Source organism: Mesorhizobium sp. M4A.F.Ca.ET.050.02.1.1 (genome assembly GCF_003997725.1).
Taxonomy (GTDB): domain Bacteria; phylum Pseudomonadota; class Alphaproteobacteria; order Rhizobiales; family Rhizobiaceae; genus Mesorhizobium.
Genome location: NZ_RZSG01000019.1, coordinates 1 through 25,889, shown reverse-complemented (window position 1 = coordinate 25,889; position 25,889 = coordinate 1). Strand labels below are relative to the sequence as shown.

General features: G+C 65.3%; 23 protein-coding genes and 1 pseudogene. 13 read left to right on the top strand and 11 right to left on the bottom strand.

Going from position 1 to position 25,889, the window contains the following annotated elements; translation table 11 throughout:
• Window positions 1-220 precede the first annotated feature (220 nt).
• The 10 genes from EOA33_RS03210 (at window position 221) to EOA33_RS03165 (ending at window position 10,212) form a co-directional block, all read left to right on the top strand.
• The gene (locus EOA33_RS03210) at window positions 221-1,393 is read left to right on the top strand and encodes an AI-2E family transporter (RefSeq protein ID WP_126057214.1); all 1,173 of its coding nucleotides are present in this window, start codon (window positions 221-223) and stop codon (window positions 1,391-1,393) included.
• A gap of 83 nt (window positions 1,394-1,476) precedes the next feature.
• Window positions 1,477-2,304: an arylamine N-acetyltransferase gene (locus tag EOA33_RS03205; protein WP_126057215.1), complete on the top strand. Its 828-nt coding sequence runs from the start codon at window positions 1,477-1,479 to the stop codon at window positions 2,302-2,304.
• Window positions 2,305-2,307: 3 nt separating this feature from the next.
• On the top strand, window positions 2,308-3,306 hold the full coding sequence (locus EOA33_RS03200; protein ID WP_126057216.1) for an LLM class flavin-dependent oxidoreductase: 999 nt from the start codon (window positions 2,308-2,310) through the stop codon (window positions 3,304-3,306).
• A gap of 83 nt (window positions 3,307-3,389) precedes the next feature.
• Window positions 3,390-4,184 (top strand): inositol monophosphatase family protein, encoded by a 795-nt coding sequence (locus EOA33_RS03195; RefSeq protein ID WP_127404925.1) that lies wholly within the window; start codon window positions 3,390-3,392, stop codon window positions 4,182-4,184.
• Window positions 4,185-4,472: 288 nt separating this feature from the next.
• Window positions 4,473-6,389 carry a molecular chaperone DnaK gene (gene dnaK / locus EOA33_RS03190; RefSeq protein WP_126057217.1) on the top strand — a complete coding sequence of 639 codons (1,917 nt, stop codon included), beginning with the start codon at window positions 4,473-4,475 and terminating at the stop codon, window positions 6,387-6,389.
• 190 nt (window positions 6,390-6,579) lie between these two features.
• Window positions 6,580-7,710 (top strand): molecular chaperone DnaJ, encoded by a 1,131-nt coding sequence (gene dnaJ, locus EOA33_RS03185; protein ID WP_126057218.1) that lies wholly within the window; start codon window positions 6,580-6,582, stop codon window positions 7,708-7,710.
• A 126-nt stretch (window positions 7,711-7,836) separates the two neighbouring features.
• Window positions 7,837-8,442, top strand: coding sequence for a phospholipid N-methyltransferase PmtA (gene pmtA, locus EOA33_RS03180; RefSeq protein ID WP_126057219.1), 606 nt, complete (start codon window positions 7,837-7,839; stop codon window positions 8,440-8,442).
• A 159-nt stretch (window positions 8,443-8,601) separates the two neighbouring features.
• The gene (locus tag EOA33_RS03175) at window positions 8,602-9,198 is read left to right on the top strand and encodes an NADPH-dependent FMN reductase (RefSeq protein ID WP_126057220.1); all 597 of its coding nucleotides are present in this window, start codon (window positions 8,602-8,604) and stop codon (window positions 9,196-9,198) included.
• Window positions 9,195-9,902 (top strand): orotidine-5'-phosphate decarboxylase, encoded by a 708-nt coding sequence (gene pyrF / locus EOA33_RS03170; protein WP_126057221.1) that lies wholly within the window; start codon window positions 9,195-9,197, stop codon window positions 9,900-9,902. Before EOA33_RS03175 ends, pyrF begins: the two co-directional genes overlap by 4 nt.
• 22 nt (window positions 9,903-9,924) lie before the next feature.
• Window positions 9,925-10,212, top strand: a complete 288-nt coding sequence (locus EOA33_RS03165; protein WP_127400114.1) for a DUF1330 domain-containing protein — start codon at window positions 9,925-9,927, stop codon at window positions 10,210-10,212.
• A gap of 51 nt (window positions 10,213-10,263) precedes the next feature.
• Here EOA33_RS03165 and EOA33_RS03160 read toward each other — a convergent pair whose 3' ends face one another.
• The 9 genes and pseudogenes from EOA33_RS03160 to EOA33_RS03120 all read right to left on the bottom strand — a co-directional run bounded on the left by EOA33_RS03160 (window position 10,264) and on the right by EOA33_RS03120 (window position 19,804).
• Window positions 10,264-11,322 (bottom strand): D-alanine:D-lactate ligase-like protein, encoded by a 1,059-nt coding sequence (locus EOA33_RS03160; protein ID WP_127404924.1) that lies wholly within the window; start codon window positions 11,320-11,322, stop codon window positions 10,264-10,266.
• 137 nt (window positions 11,323-11,459) lie between these two features.
• Complete coding sequence (locus EOA33_RS03155; RefSeq protein ID WP_126057224.1) at window positions 11,460-12,338, bottom strand: SMP-30/gluconolactonase/LRE family protein; 879 nt, start codon at window positions 12,336-12,338, stop codon at window positions 11,460-11,462.
• Entirely contained in the window at window positions 12,338-12,976 is a 639-nt protein-coding gene (locus EOA33_RS03150; protein WP_126057225.1) for a 2-dehydro-3-deoxy-6-phosphogalactonate aldolase, read from the bottom strand. The genes EOA33_RS03155 and EOA33_RS03150 overlap by 1 nt, the downstream gene beginning before the upstream one ends.
• On the bottom strand, window positions 12,973-13,908 hold the full coding sequence (locus EOA33_RS03145; protein ID WP_127422230.1) for a 2-dehydro-3-deoxygalactonokinase: 936 nt from the start codon (window positions 13,906-13,908) through the stop codon (window positions 12,973-12,975). Before EOA33_RS03145 ends, EOA33_RS03150 begins: the two co-directional genes overlap by 4 nt.
• Entirely contained in the window at window positions 13,905-14,672 is a 768-nt protein-coding gene (locus tag EOA33_RS03140; protein ID WP_126057227.1) for an SDR family oxidoreductase, read from the bottom strand. Before EOA33_RS03140 ends, EOA33_RS03145 begins: the two co-directional genes overlap by 4 nt.
• 153 nt (window positions 14,673-14,825) lie before the next feature.
• Window positions 14,826-16,175 (bottom strand): annotated as a pseudogene (locus EOA33_RS03135) (EAL domain-containing protein).
• A 100-nt stretch (window positions 16,176-16,275) separates the two neighbouring features.
• The gene (locus EOA33_RS03130; RefSeq protein ID WP_245455293.1) at window positions 16,276-18,033 is read right to left on the bottom strand and encodes a GtrA family protein; all 1,758 of its coding nucleotides are present in this window, start codon (window positions 18,031-18,033) and stop codon (window positions 16,276-16,278) included.
• A 137-nt stretch (window positions 18,034-18,170) separates the two neighbouring features.
• The gene (locus tag EOA33_RS03125; protein WP_245455294.1) at window positions 18,171-18,572 is read right to left on the bottom strand and encodes a GtrA family protein; all 402 of its coding nucleotides are present in this window, start codon (window positions 18,570-18,572) and stop codon (window positions 18,171-18,173) included.
• Window positions 18,569-19,804: a glycosyltransferase gene (locus EOA33_RS03120; protein ID WP_126057229.1), complete on the bottom strand. Its 1,236-nt coding sequence runs from the start codon at window positions 19,802-19,804 to the stop codon at window positions 18,569-18,571. The genes EOA33_RS03125 and EOA33_RS03120 overlap by 4 nt, the downstream gene beginning before the upstream one ends.
• A gap of 216 nt (window positions 19,805-20,020) precedes the next feature.
• On the opposite strand from EOA33_RS03120, the gene gshB reads away from it, so the two are divergent.
• Complete coding sequence (gene gshB, locus EOA33_RS03115) at window positions 20,021-20,962, top strand: glutathione synthase (RefSeq protein ID WP_126057230.1); 942 nt, start codon at window positions 20,021-20,023, stop codon at window positions 20,960-20,962.
• 56 nt (window positions 20,963-21,018) lie between these two features.
• Here the strand turns inward: gshB and EOA33_RS03110 are convergent, their stop codons facing one another.
• Complete coding sequence (locus EOA33_RS03110) at window positions 21,019-22,281, bottom strand: Ig-like domain-containing protein (protein ID WP_245482214.1); 1,263 nt, start codon at window positions 22,279-22,281, stop codon at window positions 21,019-21,021.
• 40 nt (window positions 22,282-22,321) lie between these two features.
• Here EOA33_RS03110 and EOA33_RS40200 point away from each other — a divergent pair, with 40 nt between their 5' ends.
• Both EOA33_RS40200 and EOA33_RS03105 read left to right on the top strand, forming a co-directional pair.
• A complete protein-coding gene (locus EOA33_RS40200; RefSeq protein WP_245482213.1) occupies window positions 22,322-22,606 on the top strand; it encodes a hypothetical protein in 285 nt (94 codons plus the stop codon).
• A gap of 192 nt (window positions 22,607-22,798) precedes the next feature.
• Window positions 22,799-24,331: a YifB family Mg chelatase-like AAA ATPase gene (locus EOA33_RS03105; RefSeq protein WP_126057232.1), complete on the top strand. Its 1,533-nt coding sequence runs from the start codon at window positions 22,799-22,801 to the stop codon at window positions 24,329-24,331.
• Between the two features lie 394 nt (window positions 24,332-24,725).
• On the opposite strand, the gene EOA33_RS03100 is transcribed toward EOA33_RS03105, so the two are convergent.
• Window positions 24,726-25,889: malate synthase G (locus EOA33_RS03100; RefSeq protein ID WP_127404922.1), on the bottom strand; the 1,164-nt coding region annotated here is incomplete at its 5' end.

Sequence of the window (25,889 nt, the reverse complement as noted above, 5' to 3'; positions counted from 1 at the left end):
ACGCAAAGGTCATGAAGGCGATCGAGCTCTACGGCACCAGGGTGGCGCCGATCGTCCGCAGGGAGACCGCGAAGATCGCGCCCGCCGAGCCCGTCGCCTGATCGGGTCGCGTGACCTGATCCCATCCGGGCCAAGGGGTCATTGCCGGCTAACGGAACCTTGCAGCTACGCGGGCGTTTTCGCAGGGAAGCCGCGTGTCGCGGTGTGCCCGAGGAAAGCGATGAAGGCCGAACCGACCGCTTCGGGTAGCGCCGGTGCCGCAGGGAGTCCGGACCCGCGCGAGGCCGCGCGAGCGGACACGCATTTGATGCGGTCCCTGCTCATCGGCATCTTCATTCTGATGACCGTCTATGCGCTCTATTTCGGGCGCGCCTTCTTCATGCCGGTGATCCTCGCCTTCCTGCTGGCGCTGACGCTCACGCCGATCGTGCGCTTCCTGCGCCAGCGCGGCGTGCCCGATGCGCTGTCTGCAACGCTGCTTGTGCTCATGTCGGTGATTTTCGTCGCCGGCGCCGGCTATCTGCTCAGCGGCCCGGTCATTGACCTCATCAACAAGGCCCCCTCGATCGGCCTGCAGCTGACCGAGCGCCTGGCACAGCTCAGGCAGCCGTTCGAAAAGATCATGCAGATCTCGCATCAGCTGGAAGGGTTGACCGAGACCTCGCAGGAGCCCGACGTCCAGAAGGTCGTGCTGGCGCAATCCGGCATGTTGTCTTCCGCCGCCGGCAACATCCTGTCGGCGGGCACCGGCATCACCATCGTCTTCGTGCTGTCGCTGTTCCTGCTCGCCTCGGGCACGATGTTCTACGAGAAGATCATCCAGTCGTTCGCCAGCCTCAGCGAGAAGAAGCGGGCCTTGCGGGTCGTCTACGACGTCGAGCGCGAGATCTCGCATTACCTGCTTACCGTTACCATCATCAATGCCGGCCTCGGCACGGTAATTGGCCTGGGCCTGTGGGGGCTCGGCATGCCCAACCCAATGGTCTGGGGCGCGGCCGCCGCCTTGCTCAACTTCCTGCCCTATGTCGGGGCGCTGATGACGATCCTGCTGGTCACGGTGATCGCGCTGATCAGCTTCGACTCGATCTCCTATGCGCTGCTGGCGCCGGCCTTCGTGCTTCTGTGCGACCTGGTAGAGGGCCAGTTCGTGACACCGATGGTGGTCGGCAGACGCCTGGAGATCAACGCGGTGGCGGTCTTCATCGCCATTGCCTTCTGGTCGTGGCTGTGGGGCTTCGTCGGCGCGCTGATGGCGGTACCGCTGCTGGTCGTCATCAAGGTCTTCTGCGACCACTTCGAAGGGCTGAGCCATGTCGGCAATTTCCTGGCGGCACAGCACAGCGTCGTCGTCGAGGAGGATACGGCCGAGGAGAACGGCAAGGTCCGGACCTGACCCAGCCCGGCAATTGTTGGCCGCGCTGTTTGTCGGACCCGGAGCGAGTGCCTATATCGAGCCGGTCAAGCCGGACCTCCTTCATGACCAACGCCTCCTTCGACCTGGATGCCTATTTCGCCCGTATCGGCTATCGCGGTCCGACCGAGGTGTCGCTGGCGACGCTGAAAGCGCTGCACCGGCAGCATCCGCAGGCGATCCCGTTCGAGAACCTCGATCCGTTTCTCGGGCATCCGGTCAAGCTCGATCCCGCCTCGCTGCAGGACAAGGTGTTGGCGCGCGGCCGCGGCGGCTATTGCTATGAGCACAATCTGATCCTCTTGCATGCGCTGACGGCGCTCGGCTTCGAGGTGAGCGGCCTTGCCGCGCGGGTCCTGTGGGGCCAGACCGACGACGCCGTTACCGCGCGCAGCCACATGCTGCTGCGTGTCGAGCTCGACGGCCGCACCCATCTTGCCGATGTCGGCTTCGGCGGGCTGACGCTGACGGCGCCGCTGCTGCTCGAAGCCGGACCCGAGCAGCAGACCCCGCATGAAACCTTCCGCCTCGTGGAGACGGACGATCACTTCCGCCTGCAGGTGGAACTCGGCGGCGCCTGGCGCAACGTCTACCGCTTCGACATGCAGCGCAGCTACGAGGTCGACTATGCGGTCAGCAGCCACTTCCTGTCGACGCATCCGAGCTCGCATTTCCTGTCCTCGGTGATCGCGGCGCGCGCCCTGCCCGACCGGCGCTACGCGCTGCGCAACAACCGGCTGTCGACGCATCATGTCGGCGGCCGCACCGAGCAGCGGGAGATCGCGACGGCGGCCGAACTTGCCGACGTGCTGGAAAACCAGATCGACATCGTCATCCCGGACCGGCCTGCCTTCGAGGCCAGGCTGCGGGAAAAGAGCATCGTGGAGCGCTGAGAAATGACAGCCCTTTCCGTCCTTGACCTGTCGCCGATCGCCGAAGGCAGCGATGCCTCGCGCTCGCTGGCGAACTCGCTCGACCTCGCCCGCCATGCCGAACGCCTCGGCTACAGGCGTTACTGGCTGGCCGAGCATCACAACATGCCGGGCATAGCCAGTGCCGCGACTTCGGTGGTCATCGCCCATGTCGCCGGGGGCACAAAAACGATCCGCGTCGGCGCCGGCGGCATCATGCTGCCCAACCATGCGCCGCTGGTCATCGCCGAGCAGTTCGGCACGCTGGCGGCGTTGTTTCCCGGCCGCATCGACCTCGGGCTAGGCCGCGCGCCGGGCACCGACATGATGACCGCCAGGGCGCTGCGCCGCAATCTCGAGGCCAGCGATAATTTCCCGCAGGACGTCGTCGAGCTGATGGGCTATTTCCAGCCGGCCGAGGAGGGTCAACGCATCCGCGCCGTGCCCGGCGAAGGCCAAAAGGTGCCGGTCTGGATCCTCGGCTCCAGCCTGTACGGCGCGCAACTCGCCGCCCTGCTCGGCCTTCCTTACGCCTTCGCCTCGCATTTCGCGCCGGCCGAGCTAGACCATGCACTTGAGGTCTACCGCTCGCGCTTCCAGCCGTCGGCCGAACTCGACAGGCCGTATGTCATGCTTGGCCTCAACGTCTTCGCCGCGCCGACCGACGCCGAGGCACGGCATTTGTTCACTTCGCTGCAGCAGGCCTTCGTCAATCTGCGCACCGGCCGGCCCGGCCGGTTGCCGCCGCCGGTCGAGGGCTACGAGCAGACGCTGGACCCGATGGCGAAGACCATGCTGGGCCAGGCGCTGTCCTGCGCCGTCGTCGGGTCGCCGGAGACGGTGAGGCTCGGCATCGATGCCTTCGTACGCCGCACTGGCGCCGACGAGCTGATGGTGACGGCGCAGATCTTCGACCATGCGGCCAGGGTGCGCTCGTTCGAGATCCTTGCCTACGTCCACAAGTCGCTGTCGCGGGCGGCCTGAGGCCATTCACTGGTTTTGCCGCTTTTGCAGGGCAGCGGCTTTTGCTATGGGCGGACCACGCTTTCCCGGCAGCGAGCACGCCTGTGACCAACGACCTCGACGCGCGAACGCGCTTTGCCATCGACCTTGCGCGCCGCGCCGGCGAGCTCGGCCTGAAATATTTCCGCGACCTCGAAAACCTGACCGTCGAGAGCAAGGGCCATCAGGACCTGGTCTCGGACGGCGACCGCGAAGTCGAGCTGTTCATCCGCGCCGCCATTGCCGACGCCTATCCGCGGGACGGCATCGTCGGCGAGGAACATGCGCCGGTCGTCGGAACGACCGGCTTTGTCTGGGTGATCGACCCGATCGACGGCACCGCCAATTTCGTGCGCGGGATTCCGGCCTGGTGCGTGGTGATCGCCTGCGCCCGCGAGGGCGGGACCGTCGTCGGCGTGATCCACGAGCCCTCGACCGGCGAGACCTTCCACTGCCATCGTGATGGCGGCGCCTTCGTCAACGGCCGGCCGATCAAGGCGAGCGATGCCGCGAGCCTCACCGAAGGATCGGTGGGAACCGGCCTGTCCAACCGGGCCGATACCGGGCATGTCGCCGTGCTCATCCGCCAGATCATGGCTGAAGGCGGCGTCTTCTACCGCAACGCGTCGGGCGCGCTGATGCTGGCTTATGCCGCGTCCGGCCGGCTGCTCGGCTATATCGAGGAACACATGAACGCCTGGGATTGCCTGGCCGGCATGCTGCTTGTCGAGGAAGCCGGAGGCACGGTGCTGAAGCCCGATCCGAAAACCGTCATCAGCCAGGGAACGCTGGTGATCGCCGGCGGAACGGCGATTTTCCCGAAGCTGCGGGCGCTTTCCCAGCAGGCGTTCGGGCTCTGATTGTGGCGGCTGCGACGTTTTTGCCCGCGGCGGATTGTGCAAGTCCGTCCGTGTCCGGCGGCAAATCGGCTGCGATATGCGCGATTTAGGCATTTTTCCCGTCATCTGGCGGGATCGTGGACGCCTTGCGCAGAATGCTTGCGCCCCGTGCAGCCTGTTCTTATATACGCGCCAAGCCGTTCGGCGCCGGAACGCCGGTTGCCGGAACGGGATTTCTTGTGAACAGGGGCTTTCGTTGGAACGCCTGATCAGGGTCCTGAGAGCCTGCTTAGCGGAGAGACTAGAACAATGGCAAAAGTAATCGGTATCGACCTCGGAACCACCAACTCCTGTATTGCCATCATGGACGGCAAGGAGCCCAAGGTTATCGAGAATGCGGAGGGCGCGCGCACGACCCCTTCGATCGTCGCCATCTCGAGCGACGGCGAACGCCTCGTCGGCCAGCCGGCCAAGCGCCAGGCGGTCACCAATCCTGAGAACACCATCTTCGCGGTGAAGCGCCTGATCGGCCGCCGCTATGACGATCCGGTGACGGAGAAGGACAAGAAGCTTGTCCCCTACAAGATCGTCAAGGGCGACAATGGCGATGCCTGGGTCGAGGCCGGCGGCAAGAAGCAGTCGCCCAGCCAGATCTCGGCCATGATCCTGCAGAAGATGAAGGAAACGGCGGAAGCCTATCTCGGCGAGAAGGTCGAGAAGGCGGTCATCACCGTTCCGGCCTATTTCAACGACGCCCAGCGCCAGGCGACCAAGGACGCCGGCAAGATCGCCGGCCTCGAAGTGCTGCGCATCATCAACGAGCCGACGGCCGCGGCCCTTGCCTACGGCCTCGACAAGAAGGACGGCAAGACCATCGCCGTCTATGACCTTGGCGGCGGCACCTTCGACATTTCGGTGCTCGAGATCGGCGACGGCGTCTTCGAGGTGAAGTCGACCAATGGCGACACCTTCCTCGGCGGCGAGGATTTCGACATGCGCCTGGTCGAGTACCTGGCGGCCGAGTTCAAGAAGGAGCAGGGCATCGACCTGAAGGCCGACAAGCTCGCCCTGCAGCGTCTCAAGGAAGCGGCCGAGAAGGCCAAGATCGAGCTGTCGTCAACGACGCAGACCGAGATCAACCTGCCCTTCATCACCGCCGACGCCACCGGGCCGAAGCACCTGACGCTGAAGCTGACCAGGGCGAAGTTCGAAAGCCTGGTCGAGGATCTCGTCCAGCGCACGATCGACCCCTGCAAGGCGGCGCTCAAGGATGCCGGCCTGAAGGCTGGCGAGATCGACGAGGTCGTCCTGGTCGGCGGCATGACCCGCATGCCCAAGATCCAGGAGATCGTGAAGCAGTTCTTCGGCAAGGACCCGCACAAGGGCGTCAACCCGGATGAGGTCGTCGCGCTTGGCGCCGCCATCCAGGCCGGCGTGCTGCAGGGCGACGTCAAGGACGTGCTCCTGCTCGACGTGACGCCGCTGTCGCTCGGCATCGAAACGCTGGGCGGCGTGTTCACCCGCCTGATCGAGCGCAACACCACGATCCCGACCAAGAAGAGCCAGGTGTTCTCGACCGCCGAGGACAGTCAGTCGGCGGTGACGATCCGCGTCTTCCAGGGCGAGCGCGAGATGGCGGCAGACAACAAGCTGCTCGGCCAGTTCGACCTTGTCGGCATCCCGCCGGCACCGCGCGGCGTGCCGCAGATCGAGGTCACCTTCGACATCGACGCCAACGGCATCGTCAACGTCTCGGCCAAGGACAAGGGCACCGGCAAGGAGCACCAGATCCGCATCCAGGCTTCCGGCGGCCTTTCGGACGCCGACATCGAGAAGATGGTCAAGGACGCCGAGGCCAATGCCGAAGCCGACAAGAAGCGGCGCGCCGTGGTCGAGGCCCGCAACCAGGCCGAGGCGCTGGTGCATTCCTCGGAGAAGTCGCTGAAGGAATATGGCGATAAGGTCTCGGAAGCCGACCGTACGGCGATCGCCGATGCGATCGCGGCGCTGAAGGCCGCCACCGAAGGCGACGACGCGGCCGAGATCGAGGCCAAGACGCAGGCGCTCGCCGAAGCTTCGATGAAGCTCGGCCAGGCCATGTACGAAGCCTCGCAGAAGGAAGCGGCCGAGGCCGACGCCAAAGCGGACGCCGCCAAGGATTCGGACGTGGTCGACGCCGATTTCGAGGAAATCGACGAGGACGACGACAAGAAGAAGTCGGCCTGAGCCGCCTGACGGCAAATAATGCGAAAAGCCCGGCGCAAGGCCGGGCTTTTTTGCAACCCTTCATGAAAAAGTGCGGGCAAGGCCGCGCCAGCACTGGCATCCGGACGCCATCGCACCTAAATCGGAACGACGTGCCGGCAAACGACGCAACAGTGCATCAAGACATTGAGCATCCGGACTGCGGGAAAAAATGAAAGCTGATTTCTACGAGACGCTGGGCGTGCAAAAGGGCGCCGACGACAAGGAGCTCAAGAGCGCTTTCCGCAAGCTCGCCATGCAGTTTCATCCCGACCGCAATCCCGGCGATCACGCCTGCGAGCACAAGTTCAAGGAAATCAACGAAGCCTACGAGACGCTGAAGGACCCGCAGAAGCGCGCGGCCTATGATCGTTTCGGCCACGCCGCCTTCGAACATGGCGGCATGAATGGCGCCGCGCAGGGCTTCGGCGCCGGCGGCTTCGCCGACATCTTCGAGGATATTTTCGGCGACATGATGGGCGGCCGCCAGCGCCGCTCGTCGGGCGGCCGCGAGCGTGGCGCGGACCTGCGCTACAATATGGAGATTTCGCTGGAGGAGGCGTTTTCCGGCAAGACCGCGCAAATCCGCGTGCCGGCCTCGATCTCCTGCTCTGAATGTTCGGGCAGCGGCGCCAAGCCCGGCACCCAGCCGGCCACCTGCTCGATGTGCAACGGCCACGGCAAGGTGCGCGCCACGCAAGGCTTCTTCTCGATCGAGCGCACCTGCCCGCAGTGCCAGGGCCGCGGCCAGACGATCAAGGACCCGTGCCCGAAATGCGCCGGCCAGGGCCGCGTCACTGAGGAACGTTCGCTGTCGGTCAACATCCCGGCCGGCATCGAGGACGGCACCCGCATCCGGCTGGCCAATGAGGGCGAGGCCGGCCTGCGCGGCGGCCCGTCGGGCGACCTCTACATTTTCCTCGCGGTCAAGCCGCACGAGTTCTTCCAGCGCGACGGCGCCGACCTCTACTGCAAGGTGCCGATCTCGATGACGACAGCGGCTCTCGGTGGGTCCTTCGAGGTGACGACGCTCGACGGCACGCAGACCAAGGTGAAGGTGCCGGAAGGCACGCAGAACGGCCGCCAGTTCCGGTTGAAGGGCAAGGGCATGCCGGTGCTGCGCCAGCCCAATGTCGGCGACCTCTACATCCAGACCGCGGTCGAGACGCCGCAGAACCTGTCGCGCCGGCAGCGTGAGCTCCTGGAAGAGTTCGAGCAGCTGTCCTCGCAGGACAATTCGCCCCAGTCGAGCGGCTTCTTCGCCCGCATGAAGGACTTTTTCGAATCCTTCAGCGACCGCTGAGAGGTTGAAGGGCATGTCCCGGGGATTGCTTCCCGAGCGTCATCAACACCTTATGCCAGGTTGACGCCTTGCCTTGTCCCACCTAGCTGCTAATTAGCGGGTCGGGGAGCGTTGAGGAGAGCTCGCATGGCACGTGGTCCCGGGTTGCGCAAGTCGCTGGCGGAGAAGTTCGACGACGAGCTGAAGTTCTTCAGGGGCTGGATCGACAAGCCGAAGACGGTCGGCTCGATCGTTCCCACCAGTTCCATCACCGCCCGCAAGATGGCCTCGATCGTCAATCCGAAATCCGGCCTGCCGGTGCTTGAGGTCGGCCCCGGCACCGGCGTCATCACCCGCGCCATCCTGGCGCAGGGGATAAAGCCGGAAAATCTCTACGCGGTCGAATACTCGACCGATTTCGTGCGCCACCTGCGTCGGCTTTATCCGGGCGTCAACGTCATCGAAGGCGACGCCTTCAATCTCAACGCGACGCTCGGCGACAAGCGCGACATGGTGTTCGATTCGGTTGTCTCCGGCGTGCCGCTGCTGAACTTCCCGGTCGCCCAGCGCATCGCCTATATCGAAAGCCTGCTCGACCGCATCCCCGCCGGCCGGCCGATCGTTCAGCTGACCTATGGTCCGCTGTCGCCGATCCCGCCCGGCCGCGGCGACTACACGGTCAAGCATTTCGATTTCATCATCCGCAACATCCCGCCGACGCAGCTGTGGATCTACCGGCGCGAGGCGCATTAGAGGAGAAGGAATAGGGGAGTACGGCAGTGGGGCAGCAGGGGAGTGAACGGCTCGATACCGTACTGCCTTACTGCCTTACTGCCCTACTCTCTTCCTCCCTCATCCAAACGTTGATTTGAGCGGCCCCTTTCTGTACCTGTCCGGGAACAAGGGTGGCCAATGCCAATGATCCCAAAAATCCTCGTCTTCGCAGGCTCGATCCGGTGGGGCGCCTTCAGCGGCAGGACCGCGGACGTGGCGCAGAAAGAGCTTGCCATGCAGGGCGCCGAGGTGACCCGCATCTCGCTTGGCGACTATCCGCTGCCGATCATGGACGAGGACTTGGAAAAGGAGAAAGGCATTCCCGAGAATGCCATGCGGATCGGCCGGCTGATCGCCAACCACGATGGACTGTTGATCGCCACGCCGGAATATAACGGCTCGCTGCCACCTCTGCTCAAGAACAGCATCGACTGGGTGAGCCGGATACGCCGCGACGGCGGCCGCTCGTTCAGGCCGTTTGCAGGCAAGCCCGCCGGCCTCTGCTCCTCCTCCGACGGCAAGTTTGCCGGCATACGCTGCATCAATCACCTGCGCGCCGTGCTGGTGCGCTGCCAGGTCGAGGTGGTCACGCCGGAATGCTCGGTCTCTGGCGCCAGCGACGCCTTCGACGAGAATGGACATTTCCGCGACGACAGACTACGCCAATCGATGGAGCGCCTATGCCGCACACTGATCGAAACCTCGCGCATGCTGTCCAGCCGGATCGAAGCATGATCCCGGAGCATGCCGACACCATGCGCGACAGGCTGATCGTCGGTCTCGACGTGCCGACGGTGAAGGACGCCGAGAAAGCGGTGCGCGAGCTCGACGGCACGGTCTCCTTCTACAAGATCGGCTATCAGCTGGCCTTCGCCGGCGGACTCGACTTCGCTCGCGAGCTTGCCAGCGGCGGCATCAGGATCTTCCTCGACATGAAGCTGCTCGACATCGACAACACGGTGGCCAAGGGGGTCGAGAACATCGTCAGGATGGGCATGACGATGCTCACCATCCACTCCTATCCCAAGGCGATGCGGGCTGCTGTCGAAGCGGCCCGGGGCAGCGATCTCTGCCTGCTCGCGGTCAGCGTGCTGACCTCGATGGACGAGCAGGACATGATCGACGCCGGCTACGAATACGACCCGCACACGCTGGTGCTGAGGCGCTCAGAGCAAGCGCTGCATGCCGGCATGGGCGGCGTCGTCTGTTCCGCCGAGGAGGCGGAAGCCGTGCGCCGGATCGTCGGGCCGAACATGGCCGTGGTCACGCCGGGAATACGCCCCAAGGGCAGCGACCATGGCGACCAGAAACGGGTGGTGACCCCGGCGCAGGCGATTCGCAACGGCTCCAGCCATCTTGTCGTTGGCCGCCCGATCGTCGGCGCCGCCGACAGGCGCGCTGCCGCCGAGGCCATCCTGGCCGAAATGCGGTCCGCATAAGTCCCAAACTCGGAGAAACGATATGGCAAAGGGATACTGGGTCGCCCGCGTCGATGTGCGCGACGCCGAGGGCTACAAGGACTATGTCGCCGCCGCGAAGCCGGCCTTCGAGCGGTTCGGCGCGAAATTCCTGGCGCGCGGCGGCGAGCACGAGAAGGCCGAGGGGCCGGGCCGCGCGCGCAACGTCATCATCGAGTTTCCGTCGCTTGCCGCGGCGCATGAATGCTACCATTCGCCGGAATACCAGCGCGCCGTCGCCATCCGCCAGAAGGTGGCCGACGGCGAGATCGTGCTGGTCGAGGGCATCTAGCCCCCTGCTTGACCATGACCTTGTCCGAAAACCGGCTCCCACTTTTCGGGGTCATGGTCGAAGCCGGGTCCTCGCGGTTTCGGCCATCGCATCGGCGAGACCGAGGCCCCATTGCGCGCGGCAATAGTCACGGAAATCGAAGCAGGGCAGGCCGGGACAGACCTCGAACTCGATGAGATGGACGGTGTCGTCGGCCTCCACCCTGAGGTCGACGGAGAAGACATCGCGCAAGCCGAGCCCGGTCATCAGGCCCCCGGCGATCCGGCGGATTATCGCATCGGCTGCCGGTTGGCTCGCGGTGACGGGCTCGAGCACCGGCTCGGCATAGGTTCCGGCGGCCTTCGCGATCCCGCCGGTATCGCCATAGAGCGCCAGGCTGTCGGCCATGGTCTGGAAATCGCCACCGGACTCGACGAAGGCGATGCCGAGCGCCTCGACGCCGGTCTCCGGCTTCAGGCCGAGGAAGCTGGCGCGCACGTTGCGGCCGGCGACATAGGGCTGGACGACGACGTCGTCGCGATAGTGGGCGAAGACGCGCCGGCTAAGCTCCAGCGCATGACCGAGATCAGCCACACGCGAATCCGGCCAGATGCCGATCTTGGCACCGAGGCGGTTCGGCTTGACGAACCAGCCGGCTTCCGAGGCTGGCGGCTCGACCAGCCATTCCCTGTTCCGCGCCAGACCTGCCTGCGGCGCCGGCAAGCCAAGCGCGCCGAGCACGGCGCCGGAGCGGAACTTGTCCTGGCAGAGCGCGAATAAGGAATCGTCGGCGCCGATGGTCTTCAGCCCATTGAGCCTTGCCAGCGCGGGCGCCGCGCCGCCCCGGAAATAGGCGATGCCGTCGGTCAGCGTCCAGACCAGCGTGGCATCCCGATCAGCGCGGGCAAGCACGCCGGCGGCTTCATCCAGCTCGACCGACGCAAAGGCGAGGCCGCGCGCTTCGCAAGCAGCGGCCAGCACCTCGAATTCCGGCGCAAGGTCGGTCGACTGTGCCAGGTAGGACGATATCTCGGTGGCGCGCTCCGCCGGGTAGCCGTCGGCGACCAGCCGGTCGAAACAGGCTTTCTCCGGCTCGTGGACGAGGATCAGTCTCGGCTGGTTGCGCGGCATCGATTGGAAAGGCTCTTGGCGGTCCGGCCTCTACCATCGCACGGCTGACGCCATTGGCTCTCGCGAAACCGACGAAGGCAGGCGGTTGCGTGACAGAACGGGGCCGAACCGCAAAGCGAACCGGTGACCCGGTCGCTTCAGGCGATCAGCACGCGCGGCTCGAAGCGGCCTTTGACCTCGAAATCGAGCAGGAAGGTCATGCCGGCCTGCGGGTCGAGCTGGCGCTGCTTTTCGTCCTTGCCCTTCCACGCCGAGGTCACCACCAGCCTGTCGGCCTTCGCGCCAACAAAGGCCGGGCAGGAGGGCTGCGTCACCGGCATCGGGATTTCGCGCAGCAGCGTGCCGTCCGGAGCATAGGCCTTGACCGCCCTGCCGCCCCAGACGGCGTTCCACAGCACGCCGTCGCGGTCGATGACGGAACCGTCGACATAGCCCTTGGACGAACGGTGATCGACGAACACTTTTGGTTCACCTATGGGCAGCCCGGCCGCGGGATCGCAGGCGACGCGCATCAAGAGCCCGGTCGAGGTGTCGGTGTAGTAGGCGATCTTTCCGTCCGCGGAAAAGCAGATTGAGTTCGACACGGTGATGTCGGAAAACAGCCGGCGCAATTCGCCCTTGAAGAACCAGTAGATCGAGCCGGCGCCCTTGCCCTCGTCCTTGCCCATAGTTCCGACCCAGAAGGCGCCGCAGGGGTGGACGCGCGAATCGTTGGAGCGGGTGAGCGGATTGTCGGCCTCAATCGCGGTGTGCAGCGTCAGCTTGCCGGTCGCGACATCGCGGACATGGAGGCCGGTTTCGGTGGCGATCAGCTGGCGCTGTTCATCGATGATGGCCAGCGCGCTGGCCATCAGGCCGAGATCATGCACCTTCAGCACGCCGGAGCCAACGCCCTGCTCCAACAGCAGGCCATTGACGATGTCGAACCAGAACAGCGCATCGCTGCCGCGGTCATAGCTCGGGCCTTCGCCAAGCTGGCAGATGCGGTCCGAGAAAACCGACACGGTGTCGCTCATTATGCATCTCCAAAGGCGGCGTCCCAGGCGACAACGGCGGCCTGAGCCCGCGCGGCCACCTCCTCGACGCCCATGCCGGGCTTGAACAGGCTGGAGCCGAGGCCGAAGACGCTGACGCCGGCCGATTTGTAGCCGGCAAAATCTTTCTCGGACACACCGCCAACGGCGCCGATCAGCACATCGGCGGGCAGCACCGCGCGCACGGCCGCAATGCCGCCGGCGCCAAGCACGCTTGCCGGGAAGAATTTCAGCGCCGAGGCGCCGAGCCTTATCGCCAGGAAGGCTTCTGTCGGCGTGAACACGCCGGGCATCGTCACCATGCCATGGGTCCGAGCGCGGTCCATCACCGCGGCATCAATGTTAGGGCTGACCAGCAGCCGGCCGCCGGCTGCGTGCAGGGCGTCGACATCGGCCGCCGTCAGCACAGTTCCGGCGCCGACCAGGGCTGCCTTTGGCAACGCCTGCACAAGGCCGGCGATCGAGACGCAGGGTTCCGGCGAATTGAGCGGCACCTCGATCGCCTCGATACCGGCATCGAAGATCGCCTGGCCGATCGCCACCGCCTCGCCCGGTTTCAGCCCGCGCAGGATGGCGACGAGGCCGCGCTTGAGTTTCGGAAACGGTGCTGTCTGGGTCACGCGGCGGCTCCAATCATGCCGTTCTCGCGTGCCGCCTCGACGAGCCCGGCACGCACTGCTTCATCGGCGTCAACAGTTCTGAGGGCAAGGTCCGCGATGCCCAGCGCGGCGGCATACAGCACACCCAGCGCGCCGGAGGCGACCAGCACGACAGGTGCATCGCCAGCGCCATAACGGCGTTTCGCCGAAGCGATCTCGCCGCCGAGCAGCAGCCCGGACAGGCACGCCGCCGCATCGTCGGCCTGCAGATCCTGCAGCAGGCCGGCGGCGCGGATGGCAAACAGCTTCGAGGTGACGTCACCGCCCTCGCCCAGGGCCCGTTCACACCATTGACGGAAGAAGGCATTGTCCGCGACCACCGCTGCCGGATGCTCGCCCAGCGAATGGCGCAGGATCGAATGCGCGGCCAGCACCGAAAACAGCTCGCCCGTCGGCCAGGTGCCGAAGCCGGCAACGGCGCCGTCCTCCACGACCACCCATTTCGAATGGGTGCCGGGCATGCAGACGAGGTGGCGGCCCTTTGCCGGCAAACCGGCGCCGGCGAGCTGGGTCTCCTCGCCGCGCATCACGTCGGGCGCATCGGCCGATCGCTGGGCAAGGCCCGGCACGATGCGAATGTCGCGGCTTTGGCCGGGAACACGGGCGGCGCCGGCGAGGATGGCGCCGAGAGGCGAGGGCACGGTGACATAGGGCGCTTCCAGCCAGCCCTGACGGGACCCGGCCATGCCGCAGATGATGACCGGCAGCGTCTCAGGCGCCCCCATGGCGGCCAGGTGGCCCTCAAGAACCTTCGAGAAACCTTTCTCGCGCGCGGTGATCAGCCCATCGTCGCCGCGACGCTCGGCAAGCACCTTGCCTGCGTCGTCGAGCAGCCAGGCCCTGAGCCTGGTCGTACCCCAATCGAGCGCGGCGACCGCAGGGGCCGCGCTCACAGGAAGCCTCCGTCGACGATCAGCATCTGCGCGGTCAGCATGCGCGAGGCATCCGAGGCCAGGAACAGCACCGTGCCGACGATGTCCTCGGGCTGCATGACATCCTTGATGCATTGCTTGGCGACATGGGCGGCGAGCCCATGTTCGGTGACCCAGAGCTCCTTCTGGCGTTCGGTGATCACCCAGCCCGGCGCAATCGCGTTGACCCGGATGCGGTCGGCGCCGAGCTTGCCGGCAAGGCCCTTGGTGAGGCCGAGTATGCCGGCCTTGGCGGCGGTGTAGGCCGGCATGTCGGGGTGGTTGATGAGATAGGAGGTCGAGGTGAAGTTGATGATCGAGCCGCCACCGGCCCGCTTCATGCCCGGCGCCACGGCCTGCGCGGTGAAGAAATGCGGGCGCAGGTTGACGGCAAGGTTGTTGTCCCAAAACTCGACGGTGACGTCCTCGACCGCGTGGCGGTCGTCAAGCGCGGCGTTGTTGACCAGGACGGTGACGTCGCCATGCGCTTCAGCCGCCCTGGCGGCCGAGGCGCGCAGCGCCTCGATGTCGCGCAGATCGGTCTTGAGGTAGAGTGGCCGCCGGCCTTGCTCCTTCTCGATGCGGTCGGCAAGCGCGATGCTCGGACGGTCGGCGATGTCGATGAAGGCGACCTTCGCGCCTTGCCGGACAAAGCCCTCGGTCAGCGCCGCGCCAATGCCGGAACCGCCGCCGGTGATCAGCACCGAAGCGCCTTCGAGATCGGCAAAACGTGCCGATGGCATCATCTTTTTTCTCCCTGGCCAGGTCGGCGCGCATCCTATCCAGACAAGGCGCGCGGGCAAGGGATAAACGTCAGATTTTCAAGCTTATGTCTGACAAAAAGGCAAATCACGCCGGCACGGATGAAGGGGCTGGCCGAATCCGTACAGGAACGGCGGTCAGATTGCCTTGGCGTGGAGGGCGCCGCGATAGGAATCGCGCAGATAGCCGAGCGTGGCGTCGGCATCGATCGGCTTGCCGAACAGATAGCCCTGCCCGCCGGCGCAGCCGAACTGGACCAGGCGGTCGGCCTGCGCCTCCTCCTCTATGCCTTCGGCCACGACATCCATGCCGAGCCCCTCGCACATGGCGAGGATGGCGCGGATGATGTGCTCGGACGGGCGGTCGTCGAGGATCGAGGAGACGAAGGCGCGGTCGATCTTGAGCTTGTCGAAATGGAATTCGCGCAGCCGCCCGAGCGAGGACTGGCCGGTGCCGAAATCGTCGAGCGAGACGCGGATGCCGACGCGGCGCAGATCCGCCACGATCTTCTCGGCCGAGGCCGGATCGTTCATCAGGCCGGTCTCGGTGATTTCGATCTCCAGCCGGTGCGGATCGAAGCCGGTGCGGTCGAGGATCGCCAGTATGTGCAGGCCGGTGTTCTGGTCGACGAGCTGCGACGGCGACAGGTTGAAGGACAGGAACAGGTCCTTCGGCTAGCTGCGCGCCGCCTCGGTGGCCTTGCGCAGCACCAGCTGCGACAGCGGACCAATGATGCCGCGTTCCTCGGCGATCGGGATGAACACATTTGGCGGCACGGAACCGAGGTCGCGGTCGGTCCAGCGCGCAAGTGTCTCGAAGCCGATGGTGCGGCGGGGGTTCAAGTCAACGATGGGCTGGAAATGCGGCTCCACCTCGCCGGCCGAGACGGCGCGGCGCAGCGCCTGCTCGATGCGGGTGACGCGCTTGGCCGCCTCTTCCATCTCGCGCGTGTAGACGACGACCCGGCCGCGACCGGAACGCTTGGCGTGGTAGAGAGCGGTTTCGGCCTTGTTGAGCAGAATGTCGGTAGTCTCGTCGCCGGAGTAGAAAAGCGAACAGCCGACGGAGGCCGACAGCCTGGCGGTGCGCTCGCCGACGTCATAAGGCGCCGACAGGATCTCGATCAGCATGCGCGCCTTTTCGGACGCCGCCTCTTCGCTGAACACCATCGGATAGAGGAAGGCGAACTCGTCGGCGCCGATGCGGCAAACGGTGGAATAGCTGTCCATCGAGGCGCGCAGCCGCATTGCCACCTGGATCAGGATGTCGTCGCCGGCCTTGTGGCCGAACAGGTCGTTGATCGGCTTGAAGCCGTCGAGGTCGAGGATGCCGACGGTGAAGGGCGCCGGGTCCTCGGAACGATCGCTGATCAGGCGGTCGACCTTGTCGAAGAAGCGGCGGTGATTGCCAAGCCCGGTCAGCGGATCGGTGAAGGCCAGATCCGTGTTTTCCCTGCCTGCCAGCCCGGTGGCAAACGTCGTTTGCATCGGTGTTCCTTGTTGCACGTCGGAATTTGCGGTGAGACTGGCAGGAAACCCTTTAGGAAACGTATCGAGAAATCGATTTTCTGGACGCCGGGTGGCCTGCTTAGTCGCCCTGGCGGACGCGGTAGATTTCGATCGGAGCTCCGCGGGTTCCCGCCACCGGCTCCAGCCATTCCGGCACGCTGCCGTCCACCAGGCCGGCAAGAAAGCCCTTGGGTGCCGTTTCGGCGAGAAGCTGGCTTTCAGTGCTGCCGCGGCAGACGGCCACCAAGCCGACATGGTGGCTTTCGACGATCCTTCGCGCATCCGCCGGGGACCCCAGGAAAGCATCGAGCGCCAGCAGATTTCCGGCGATGTTGCGATGGTAGGGACCGGCGAACACACGGTGCGCGGAATAGGCGAGGATAGGCGAGCCGAGATTGGAGATCGCCAGAACAGTGGTGCCGGGCAGCCGGGCGAGCGATGCAAACGAGGCCTTGTTCTCGCAATTCGTGTCGGCGACTTCGTCATTGGCCTTGCCGATCTCGAAGGCCGATGACACCGCCGTGGCGGTGCCGGCCCAGAGCGCGTTCACCGACAGCAGCCAGGCCGCCGCCATGCGAAGCGAGGTGCGTGGCGAAGGGCTGGCCTCGACCCGCTCGCGCCATCTGGCGATCCATGCCGAAAGCGGGATGACGGCAAAGGCAACCGAGAAAGTCGAGCCACGCACCTGCCAGGCGCTGACGATGAAGGCCACGACAAGCAGCACGCCGACGAGGGTGTCCTGCCGGCGCCAGCCGCCCTGGCGCAGGCGAAGAGCCAGGAGCACCATCCCCATCAGCGGAGTGGCATAGCGAGCAGCCACCCGGGCGGGGTTGTAGACGAGAAGCACGAACAGCGACTGAGCTTCGTCCACGTGATCGAGCCACAATTCCTTGAGGCGTGGATCGAGATTGGCATAAGGAGCCGCCAGGCACTGCGGAAACAACAACAGGACGACCGCGGCGAGTGCCGCGGCGAGCAGGCCGACCGATACGATACGCCGAAGGCGCGTGCGGCCGGCGGCGTCTATCGACGCGACCACCGCAAGACCGGCCCCGGCAAGCGCGGCGATGGCGAATTGCACGATCGAGAAGGCGTCGCATTGCGCCTGGCCCCAGGCGGATGCGGGGATCGTGGTGACAAAGACGAGAGCCGAAACACCGGCAAAGCCGGCGCCGAAATCCCTCGCGATCCGGCCTTCGCCGCTCCTGTCGACGATAAAGAGCAGTGCAACAGCGGCGCCGATGGTCGCGACATAGGGGGCGGTTTCCATGCCGACCGCCAACGTCAGGGCGGCGCAAAGGCCGGAAAACAATGCCGCGGACCGACTTGTCGGCGCCTCAAGCAACAGGCTGAGGCTAGCCATGGTCAGCGTGAGCTGGACATTGTGATGATCGATGGCACCCGGGGAAAAGATGCCTATGAAATGCAGCGCCGCAGCGCCGACGACCACCGCGGGCAGCACCGCCCGCTCGCCGGCAAAGCTGCGCGCGGCCCGGGTGAGGTAGAATACGGCGGCCCCGAAGAGCAGCGTCGGCCACGCAACCAGTGCGACATTCTCCGCGACGGCGGCGCTGCCCGTCAGTGCCGAGGCTGCAAGGATGATGGCGGCGAGCGGTGCGTCGACCAGCCGCGACCAATGCATGACAAAGCCGCCTTCCGGCCCCATCCGGTACTGGTGCAGGTCGAACCAGCCCTGGCCGGAGAGAAGATCGCGAACCTCGACCATTCGCAGCATGCTGTCATTGTCACCGCCGTTGTTGGTCAGTTCCGGAAATCCGGAATAGGCGTTGACCAGGAGCACCACCAGCATAGTGAGCAGCGCCGCCAGAAGGTCCATTCGCCAGGCGGCTCGGGCGGCTTTCCCGGAAGGAATCGCGGCATGGACGGCGGACATGGATCGACTTTCGGGTGGTTGCTCGGTGCCGCAGGCTAGCGCCGCTCGCTTCACAAAGCGTAAAGCTCGATGCAGATGCGCTAGCCGCGTGCCGGAAACACCCAAGCCGACGACACGATATAGCTCAGCGCGCTTGCCGCGACCGTGGTCAACGCCGACATGGCGACGGGCGACAGGCCAAAACGCGTTACCGCGACATGCGAGACAAGGCCGGAAAAGGCAGCGCATGCGGCCTGCAGCGCAAGATAGCGCGGCAGCGCGGTGGCATGATCATGCTCTGCGCCGAAGGTCCAGCCGCGTTGCGCGGAATAGGCGACGATGAAGGCGATCGCGTAGGCAACGGCACTGCCTGCGAACGGCGAGAGGCCAAGCGAAACCAGCAGCCACGAAAGCACGAACAGGAGCAGGGCGGCGCCGACACCGACCACCAGGAAGCGGAACAGGCGCGTCTTCTGGATAAGGTCCGGCAACGCGTCGATCACCGGTTTTCGCCCGCCGGCAGATCACTGGACTGGCCGGCTCTCAACCGCTTGACCGGAATTTCCAGGACGCCGAGCAGGAATGCCGAGAAGAAGGCCTGGAACGAAATCACAATCAGGCTGAGGCCGAGTACGACGATGCGCGGGATTTCGGAATCGTCCAGCGGGCCGAAGCCGAGATTCGCCCAGCGCAGCACGGCATAGGCGCAAAACGAGAAGCCGCCGGCAAAGCAGATGCCGGCATTGGCGGCGAGGCGGTCGGTGGAGATTGTCCTGGTCAGCCAGTCGGAGCCCCGGCTGCGCGGCAGGATGCCGGTGACCTCGGCATAGTAGCGCGAAATGACGCCGAAGGTGATGAGCTGCACGCCAGTGACGATCATGAAGCAGGCGGCGACGAAGGTGTTCAGGTCGAGCGACAGATTGTTGATCACCCTGAGCGGCCCGAACACCAGCAGAGCCGCAAACAGCGTGCCCAGGCCACCTAGCACCATGCCGGGGATGAAGAACATCCAGCGCGGATTGTAGACCAGCAGGAATTTGAGATGCCGCCAGCCGTCGCGCCAGGTCCTGAGATGCGGCGGGCGGCTGCGGCCGTCCGGCTTGAGCGTGGTCGGCACCTCCTCGATACGCAGCCCGGCAAGCGCGCCGCGCACCACCATCTCGCTGGCAAACTCCATGCCGGTGGTCTGCAGATCGAGCTTTCTGATGGCCTCGGCATTGAAGCCGCGCAGGCCGCAGTGGAAATCGCCGGTCGTGATGCGGAAGAACAGGCGGCCGATGAAGCTCAGCACCGGATTGCCGAGGTAGCGATGCAGCGGCGGCATGGCGCCGGCTTCGATGCCGCCCCGGAAACGATTGCCCATGACCAGGTCGGCGCCGTCGCGCAGGCGTGCCACGAACGCGTCCAGCGCGCTGAAATCATAGCTGTCGTCTGCGTCGCCCATGATGATGAAGCGGCCCCTGGCGGCGGTGATGCCGCCAAGAAGGGCAGCGCCGTAGCCCTTTTGCGGCACCGACACGACGCGGGCGCCGATAGCTGTCGCGATGTCCTGGGAGCCGTCGGTGCTGCCATTGTCGGCGATCAGCACCTCGCCGGCTATACCGGCCTTGTTGAGGAAGGCCTTTGCCTTGCCGATGCAAACGGCCAGCGTCTCGGCCTCATTGAGGCATGGCATCAGGATGGTGAGCTCGAGCTGCTTGGTCTGGGCGGCGCGGATTGTTGTGACGGCGTTCATGGTTCTTGTTCCATCAAGGACCGGTCCGGCGTCTGCAGGGCCGGGCTCATTCGAACCACCCTTGCATGGCAAGGCTTAAGAAAACGATGACGCGGGTTCTCGCCTTGTCTGCAATCCGGCTGGGTTTGCGCCTTGCTGATGCAATCTTCAAAATGTCGCGATTGGCAGACCTCGCCGATTTCCTTATATCGGCGACAGAGCCGCCGGAGAGCCCATATGCCGCTGAAGATCGCCGTCCAGATGGACCATGTCTCCACCGTGTCGATCGCCGGCGACACGTCCTTCGCGCTTTCGCTCGAGGCGCAACGGCGCGGCCACAAGCTTTTCCATTACACGCCCGACCGGCTGTCGATGCGGGACGGCAAGGTGTTCGCGCGCATCGAGGAGATGCAGGTGCGCGACGAGAAGGGCAATCACTACTCGCTGGGCGAGAAGGTGCGCACCGATCTGTCGGAGATGGACGTCGTGCTTTTGCGGCAGGACCCGCCCTTCGACATGAACTACATCACCACCACGCACATCCTGGAGCGCATCCATCCTGGGACATTGGTGGTCAACGACCCGGCCTGGGTGCGCAACAGCCCGGAAAAGATCTTCGTCACCGAATTTCCCGAACTGATGCCGGAAACGCTGATCACCAAGGATCCGCAGGAGGTGGCCGCCTTCCGCAAGGAGTTCGGCGACATCATCGTCAAACCGCTCTACGGCAATGGCGGCGCCGGCATCTTCCATCTGCACGAGGCCGATCGCAACCTTGCCTCGCTGCTCGAAATGTTCGGCCAGATGTTCCGCGAGCCGTATATCGTGCAGCGCTACCTGAAGGACGTGCGCAAGGGTGACAAACGCATCATCCTCATCGACGGCGAGCCGGTGGGCGCAATCAACCGCGTGCCGGCCGAGCACGATTCGCGCTCCAACATGCATGTCGGCGGCCGCGCCGAAAAGACCGAGCTGACGGAGCGCGAACGCGAGATCTGCGCCCGCATCGGGCCTTCCCTGAGAGAACGCGGCTTCATCCTCGTCGGCATCGATGTCATCGGCGATTATATGACCGAGATCAACGTGACCTCGCCGACCGGCGTGCGCGAGGTCCAGCGCTTCGGCGGCGCCGACATCGCCAGCCTGTTCTGGGACTGCGTCGAGGGCAAAAGGCGGTAACGGCAACCTTGGAACCGCGCCTGATTCCGTGCAACTGCGGCTCGCCGATTCCGCGTCTAGACCACGAAGAAGTCGTCCGCAGTGAGCCAGGTGCCCGGGTCCACGGTGGCGAACTGGACGGCCGCCGCCCCGCCCGCCCCGTCCTGATCGAACAGCAAAGCACCGGTCGCGTCATAGATGATATGGTCGCTGTCATCGATGGCCTCGCTGCCGACCGTGAAGACGGCAGCAAAAAGCGGGCCGGCCGACAGCCCGACGAATGCGGAGCTGTCCAGCCGGAACACATCGTCAAGCGCTTTGAAGTCGACGATACGGTCGTAGTTCGCCGGTCCGAGTGCGTCGAACACGAAGACATCCCGGCCCGCGTCGCCGGCCAGCCAGTCGCGGCCGGCGCCGCCATTGAGGATGTCGTCGCCAGTACCGCCGCGCAGGTCGTCTGAGCCGGCGCCGCCGTCGAGAACGTCGTCGCCCGTATCGCCGCGGATGCCGTCGGTGCCCGCACCGCCGCTTATCGCGTCGTTGCCGGCGTCGCCCTTCAGCCAATCCGTGCCCGCGCCGCCGATGATCGTGTCGGCGCCGGCGCCGCCGAACAGCTGGTCGTGGCCGGCGCCGCCGTCGAGCGTATCGTTGAACGGGGTGCCGTTGATGCGGTCGCCACCGCCCAGCGCGGCGACGAGCACGGCACGATCGTGGCTTCCGTAGCTCACGACATTCGTAATGTCGCTCAGCGCGATGGATTCGGCCGGCGGCGTCACCGTGATCGTAATCGTCGCCACATTGCTGTTGCCCTGGCCGTCCGTCGCGTAAACCGTGAAGCTGTCGGTGCCGACGAAGCCGGCCTCAGGGGTGTAGTCAAACAGATTGCCGCTCAGAAAGTCGGCATGATAGTGCAGGCTCGAGCCGTAGTGACCCTGGTGAAAGGGGTAGTAGTTGCCGTCGAAACTCGTGCTCTGCTCGAGGGCGCCGTGGTCCGGCCCGTCCACGACGATAAAGCTCAGGAGATCGTAGTCGGCATCCGCGGCGCTGAATTTGATGTCGTCGAGAAATTGCCCCTGCGAAACCGACACATTCAGATCGGCGGTGCTGGGCGCATGATTGACGAAGCTGTCGGGCTGCAGCACGCCGCCTTCCAGGATGATCTGATGCTGCCCGTACTGGGTGTTTTCGCCGCCGAAATATTCGTTCGCGCCGATCCATGTCACCGTGATGGTGTCGGGGCTGTCGGCGTTGACCGAGACAATCTGGGCCGACATGAAAGCGGCCTGGTCGGACAAGGTGCGGATAAGATTGCCTTCATTGTCGAAGACTTGCGTCTCCACCGTCGTCCAGGTCTCGGTTCGTCCCTCGTTGGTGAAGCTGGTGATGGTGAAGAAGCCGTCGAAGACATCGACCGAAGCCAGGTCGATCCCACCGAACGGGAAATCCGGCTTTGCTCCTATTGGCCCGATCACATCGCCGTCGGTTTCGGTAATGCTGAAAAGGACCGCGTCAGGGCTCGGATTGGGATTGTCGGTTTCTTCCCATACGGTGAGCTCGCTGCCATTGCTTAAGGTCGGCATCCTGTCTTCCTCGCCTTCGCGCCTGGACGTGCTGTGGATGCCCCCCGATCCCAACGATAGCATCGTACGCGCGTCGGATCGGTGACAAACCAAACTGCGCCTCGCCTTTTTCCGATGTGGTTAATTATGTGTGTCGAGCGGGAATCCGTTGCTCCAGTCGGCGTCGGCATTTGTTCTCGTAATGTTCTTGATCAATCCGAAAATCTGTGGTTGTCTTGGTTGACCCGCTCGCCGCCTGATCGCAGGACCGGCGGGCGGATAGTGGGGGCAGAGCAAGATGGTGGCGCGGGTTCGCACGGTCGCTTTCCAGGGCATCGAGGCCGTGCCGGTCGATGTCCAGGTGATGATCGCGCCGGGCAAGGTCGGCATGCAGATCGTCGGCCTGCCGGACAAGGCGGTGGCGGAAAGCCGCGAGCGGGTGCAGGCGGCGCTGCATGCGTCGGGCCTGTCGATGCCATCGAAGAAGGTGACAGTGAACCTCGCGCCGGCCGACCTGCCCAAGGAAGGCAGCCACTACGACCTGCCGATCGCGCTCGGCCTGATGGCGGCGCTCGGCGCCATCCCGGGCGATATGCTGGCCGGCTATGTCGTGCTCGGCGAATTGTCGCTCGACGGCACGATCGCGGCGGTCGCCGGCGCGCTGCCGGCGGCGATCGGCGCCAATGCCGAGAACAAGGGGCTGATCTGCCCGTTCGGCTGCGGGCCGGAAGCGGCCTGGGCCGGCAAGGACTTCGACATACTCGCACCGCGCAGCCTGATCGCGATCGCCAACCATTTTCGCGGCACGCAGGTGCTGTCGCGGCCCGAGGCCGGCATCCAACTTGCGGCGCGCGACCTGCCCGACCTTGCCGACATCAAGGGCCAGGAGAGTGCCAAGCGGGCGCTGGAAGTGGCGGCGGCCGGCGGTCACAATCTGCTGATGGTCGGACCTCCAGGTTCTGGAAAATCGATGCTGGCGCAGCGGCTGCCGTCGATCCTGCCGCCGCTGGCGCCGAAGGAACTTTTGGAAGTCTCGATGATAGCCTCGGTGGCGGGGGAGCTCGGCGAGGGCAAGCTCACCGACCGGCGGCCGTTCCGCGCCCCGCATCATTCGGCCTCGATGGCGGCGATGGTGGGCGGCGGCTTGCGGGCGCGGCCCGGCGAGGTCTCGCTCGCGCATCACGGCGTCTTGTTCCTCGACGAATTGCCGGAATTCACGCCGCAGACGCTGGATGCGCTGCGCCAGCCGCTGGAGACCGGCGACTGCGTGATCGCGCGCGCCAACCACCGCGTCACCTATCCGGCGCGCATTCAGCTCATCGCGGCGATGAACCCGTGCCGCTGCGGCATGTCGGGCGAGCCCGGCTATCGCTGCCTGCGCGGCGAGCGCTGCCGCACCGATTACCAGGCGCGCATCTCAGGCCCGCTGCTCGACCGCATCGACCTCAGGATCGAGGTGCCGGCGGTCTCCGCCAGCGACCTGATCCGGCCCGACAAGGCCGAGGCCAGCGCTTCGGTGGCGCAGCGCGTGGCGCGCGCCCGCGCGATCCAGCGCGAGCGGCTCGAACGGCTTGGCGCCGCCAGCGCCACGACCAACGCGCATTGCCCGCCCGCGATCATCGAGGCGATCGCAAGGCCGGATAGCGCGGGCCTGACGCTGCTGAAGGACGCCAGCGAGAAGCTCGCCTTTTCGGCGCGGGCCTATCACCGAGTGCTGAAAGTGGCGCGCACGCTGGCCGACCTCGACGCCAGCGAGACCGTTGGGCGCATCCATCTCGCCGAGGCGATTTCCTACCGGATGAGCGCGGAGCGCATGGCGCAGGCCGCGTAGAGCCGCCGGATGCCGCGCGTAGGCAAAACATATAGGCTAGTGCCGAAGTGAACCTTTTGGAGGGATGACGGGCATGTTCAGGAAGGGGATTGCCGTAACCGCCGCCGCGGCCTTGCTGCTGGGCAGTGTCCTGCACGCTTCGGCCGCAGGTCAAGGAGGACCTGGCGCACGGAACCAAGTCGCAAAACAAGGCACTCGAAACCATAAGGTCAAACAGGGCGCACGAAAGCCTGCCGTGAAGCCAGGCCGGAAGAGCAGGAAGCCCGCTGCATCTCAGCTTGCGGTGCCCAACAGCAACAACGGCAACGTTGCGGTGGGCGGGCCCTATGTCGGTTTGAAATACATCGGAAACGTTCCATGACGGGCCGCTGCCGTTCAGGCGATCAGCCAGCGGCTACCGCGCCTTCAGCTCCAGCCGCCGTCTATGCAGCACCGGCTCCGTATATCCGTTCGGCTGGACTGTGCCCTTGAACACCAGGTCGCAGGCGGCCTGGAACGCGATGGAATTGTCGAAGTCGGCCGCCATCGGCCGGTAGAGCGGGTCGCCGACATTCTGCAGGTCGACGATCGCCGCCATGCGCTGCAGCGAATCCCGCACCTGAATTTCCGAGCACACCTTGTGGCGCAGCCAGTTGGCGATGTGCTGCGAAGAGATGCGCAGCGTGGCGCGGTCCTCCATCAGGCCGACGTCGTTGATGTCCGGCACTTTCGAGCAGCCGACGCCCTGGTCGATCCAGCGCACGACATAGCCCAGAATGCCTTGCGAATTGTTGTCGAGCTCGCGCTGGATCTCGTCGGGCGTCCAATTCGGCCGCACCGCCACCGGAACCGAGAGGATATCGTCGAGCCTGGCCTTCGGCCGGCTCTTCAGCGCCGCCTGCACGGCATGCACGTCGACCTTGTGATAATGCGTGGCATGCAATGTCGCCGCCGTCGGCGACGGCACCCAGGCGGTGTTGGCGCCTGCTTTCGGATGGGCGATCTTCTGTTCCAGCATCGCCGCCATCAGGTCGGGCATCGCCCACATGCCCTTGCCGATCTGGGCATGGCCGGCAAGCCCGCACTCCAGTCCGGTGTCGACATTCCAGGCCTCGTAGGCAGAAATCCACGCGGCTTGCTTCATGTCGCCCTTGCGGATCATCGGGCCGGCTTCCATCGAGGTGTGGATCTCGTCGCCGGTGCGGTCGAGGAAGCCGGTGTTGATGAACACGACGCGCTCGCGCGCAGCGCGGATCGCCTCCTTGAGGTTGACGGTGGTGCGCCGCTCCTCGTCCATGATGCCCATCTTGATGGTGTTTTTGGCCATGCCGAGCAGGGCCTCGACGCGGTCGAAGATCTCGACGGCGTAGGCGACTTCCTCCGGCCCGTGCATCTTCGGCTTCACCACATACATTGAGCCGGCGCGGGAATTGGCGCGGCGGCCGTTCGGCCCGACATCGTGCAGCGCGATCAGCGCGGTGATCGCGGCGTCCATGATGCCTTCCGGCACCTCATTGCCGTCGCGGTCGAGAATGGCCGGGTTGGTCATCAGGTGGCCGACGTTCCTGACCAGCATCAG

What these genes read in the sequence shown, in the direction of transcription:
- EOA33_RS03210 (WP_126057214.1), top strand. Translation starts at nt 221, where the DNA reads ATGAAGGCCGAACCGACCGCTTCGGGTAGCGCCGGTGCCGCAGGGAGT.
- EOA33_RS03205 (WP_126057215.1), top strand. Translation starts at nt 1,477, where the DNA reads ATGACCAACGCCTCCTTCGACCTGGATGCCTATTTCGCCCGTATCGGC.
- EOA33_RS03200 (WP_126057216.1), top strand. Translation starts at nt 2,308, where the DNA reads ATGACAGCCCTTTCCGTCCTTGACCTGTCGCCGATCGCCGAAGGCAGC.
- dnaK (WP_126057217.1), top strand. Translation starts at nt 4,473, where the DNA reads ATGGCAAAAGTAATCGGTATCGACCTCGGAACCACCAACTCCTGTATT.
- dnaJ (WP_126057218.1), top strand. Translation starts at nt 6,580, where the DNA reads ATGAAAGCTGATTTCTACGAGACGCTGGGCGTGCAAAAGGGCGCCGAC.
- pmtA (WP_126057219.1), top strand. Translation starts at nt 7,837, where the DNA reads ATGGCACGTGGTCCCGGGTTGCGCAAGTCGCTGGCGGAGAAGTTCGAC.
- EOA33_RS03175 (WP_126057220.1), top strand. Translation starts at nt 8,602, where the DNA reads ATGCCAATGATCCCAAAAATCCTCGTCTTCGCAGGCTCGATCCGGTGG.
- pyrF (WP_126057221.1), top strand. Translation starts at nt 9,195, where the DNA reads ATGATCCCGGAGCATGCCGACACCATGCGCGACAGGCTGATCGTCGGT.
- EOA33_RS03165 (WP_127400114.1), top strand. Translation starts at nt 9,925, where the DNA reads ATGGCAAAGGGATACTGGGTCGCCCGCGTCGATGTGCGCGACGCCGAG.
- EOA33_RS03160 (WP_127404924.1), bottom strand. Translation starts at nt 11,322, where the DNA reads ATGCCGCGCAACCAGCCGAGACTGATCCTCGTCCACGAGCCGGAGAAA.
- EOA33_RS03155 (WP_126057224.1), bottom strand. Translation starts at nt 12,338, where the DNA reads ATGAGCGACACCGTGTCGGTTTTCTCGGACCGCATCTGCCAGCTTGGC.
- EOA33_RS03140 (WP_126057227.1), bottom strand. Translation starts at nt 14,672, where the DNA reads ATGATGCCATCGGCACGTTTTGCCGATCTCGAAGGCGCTTCGGTGCTG.
- EOA33_RS03130 (WP_245455293.1), bottom strand. Translation starts at nt 18,033, where the DNA reads ATGGACCTTCTGGCGGCGCTGCTCACTATGCTGGTGGTGCTCCTGGTC.
- EOA33_RS03120 (WP_126057229.1), bottom strand. Translation starts at nt 19,804, where the DNA reads ATGAACGCCGTCACAACAATCCGCGCCGCCCAGACCAAGCAGCTCGAG.
- gshB (WP_126057230.1), top strand. Translation starts at nt 20,021, where the DNA reads ATGCCGCTGAAGATCGCCGTCCAGATGGACCATGTCTCCACCGTGTCG.
- EOA33_RS03105 (WP_126057232.1), top strand. Translation starts at nt 22,799, where the DNA reads ATGGTGGCGCGGGTTCGCACGGTCGCTTTCCAGGGCATCGAGGCCGTG.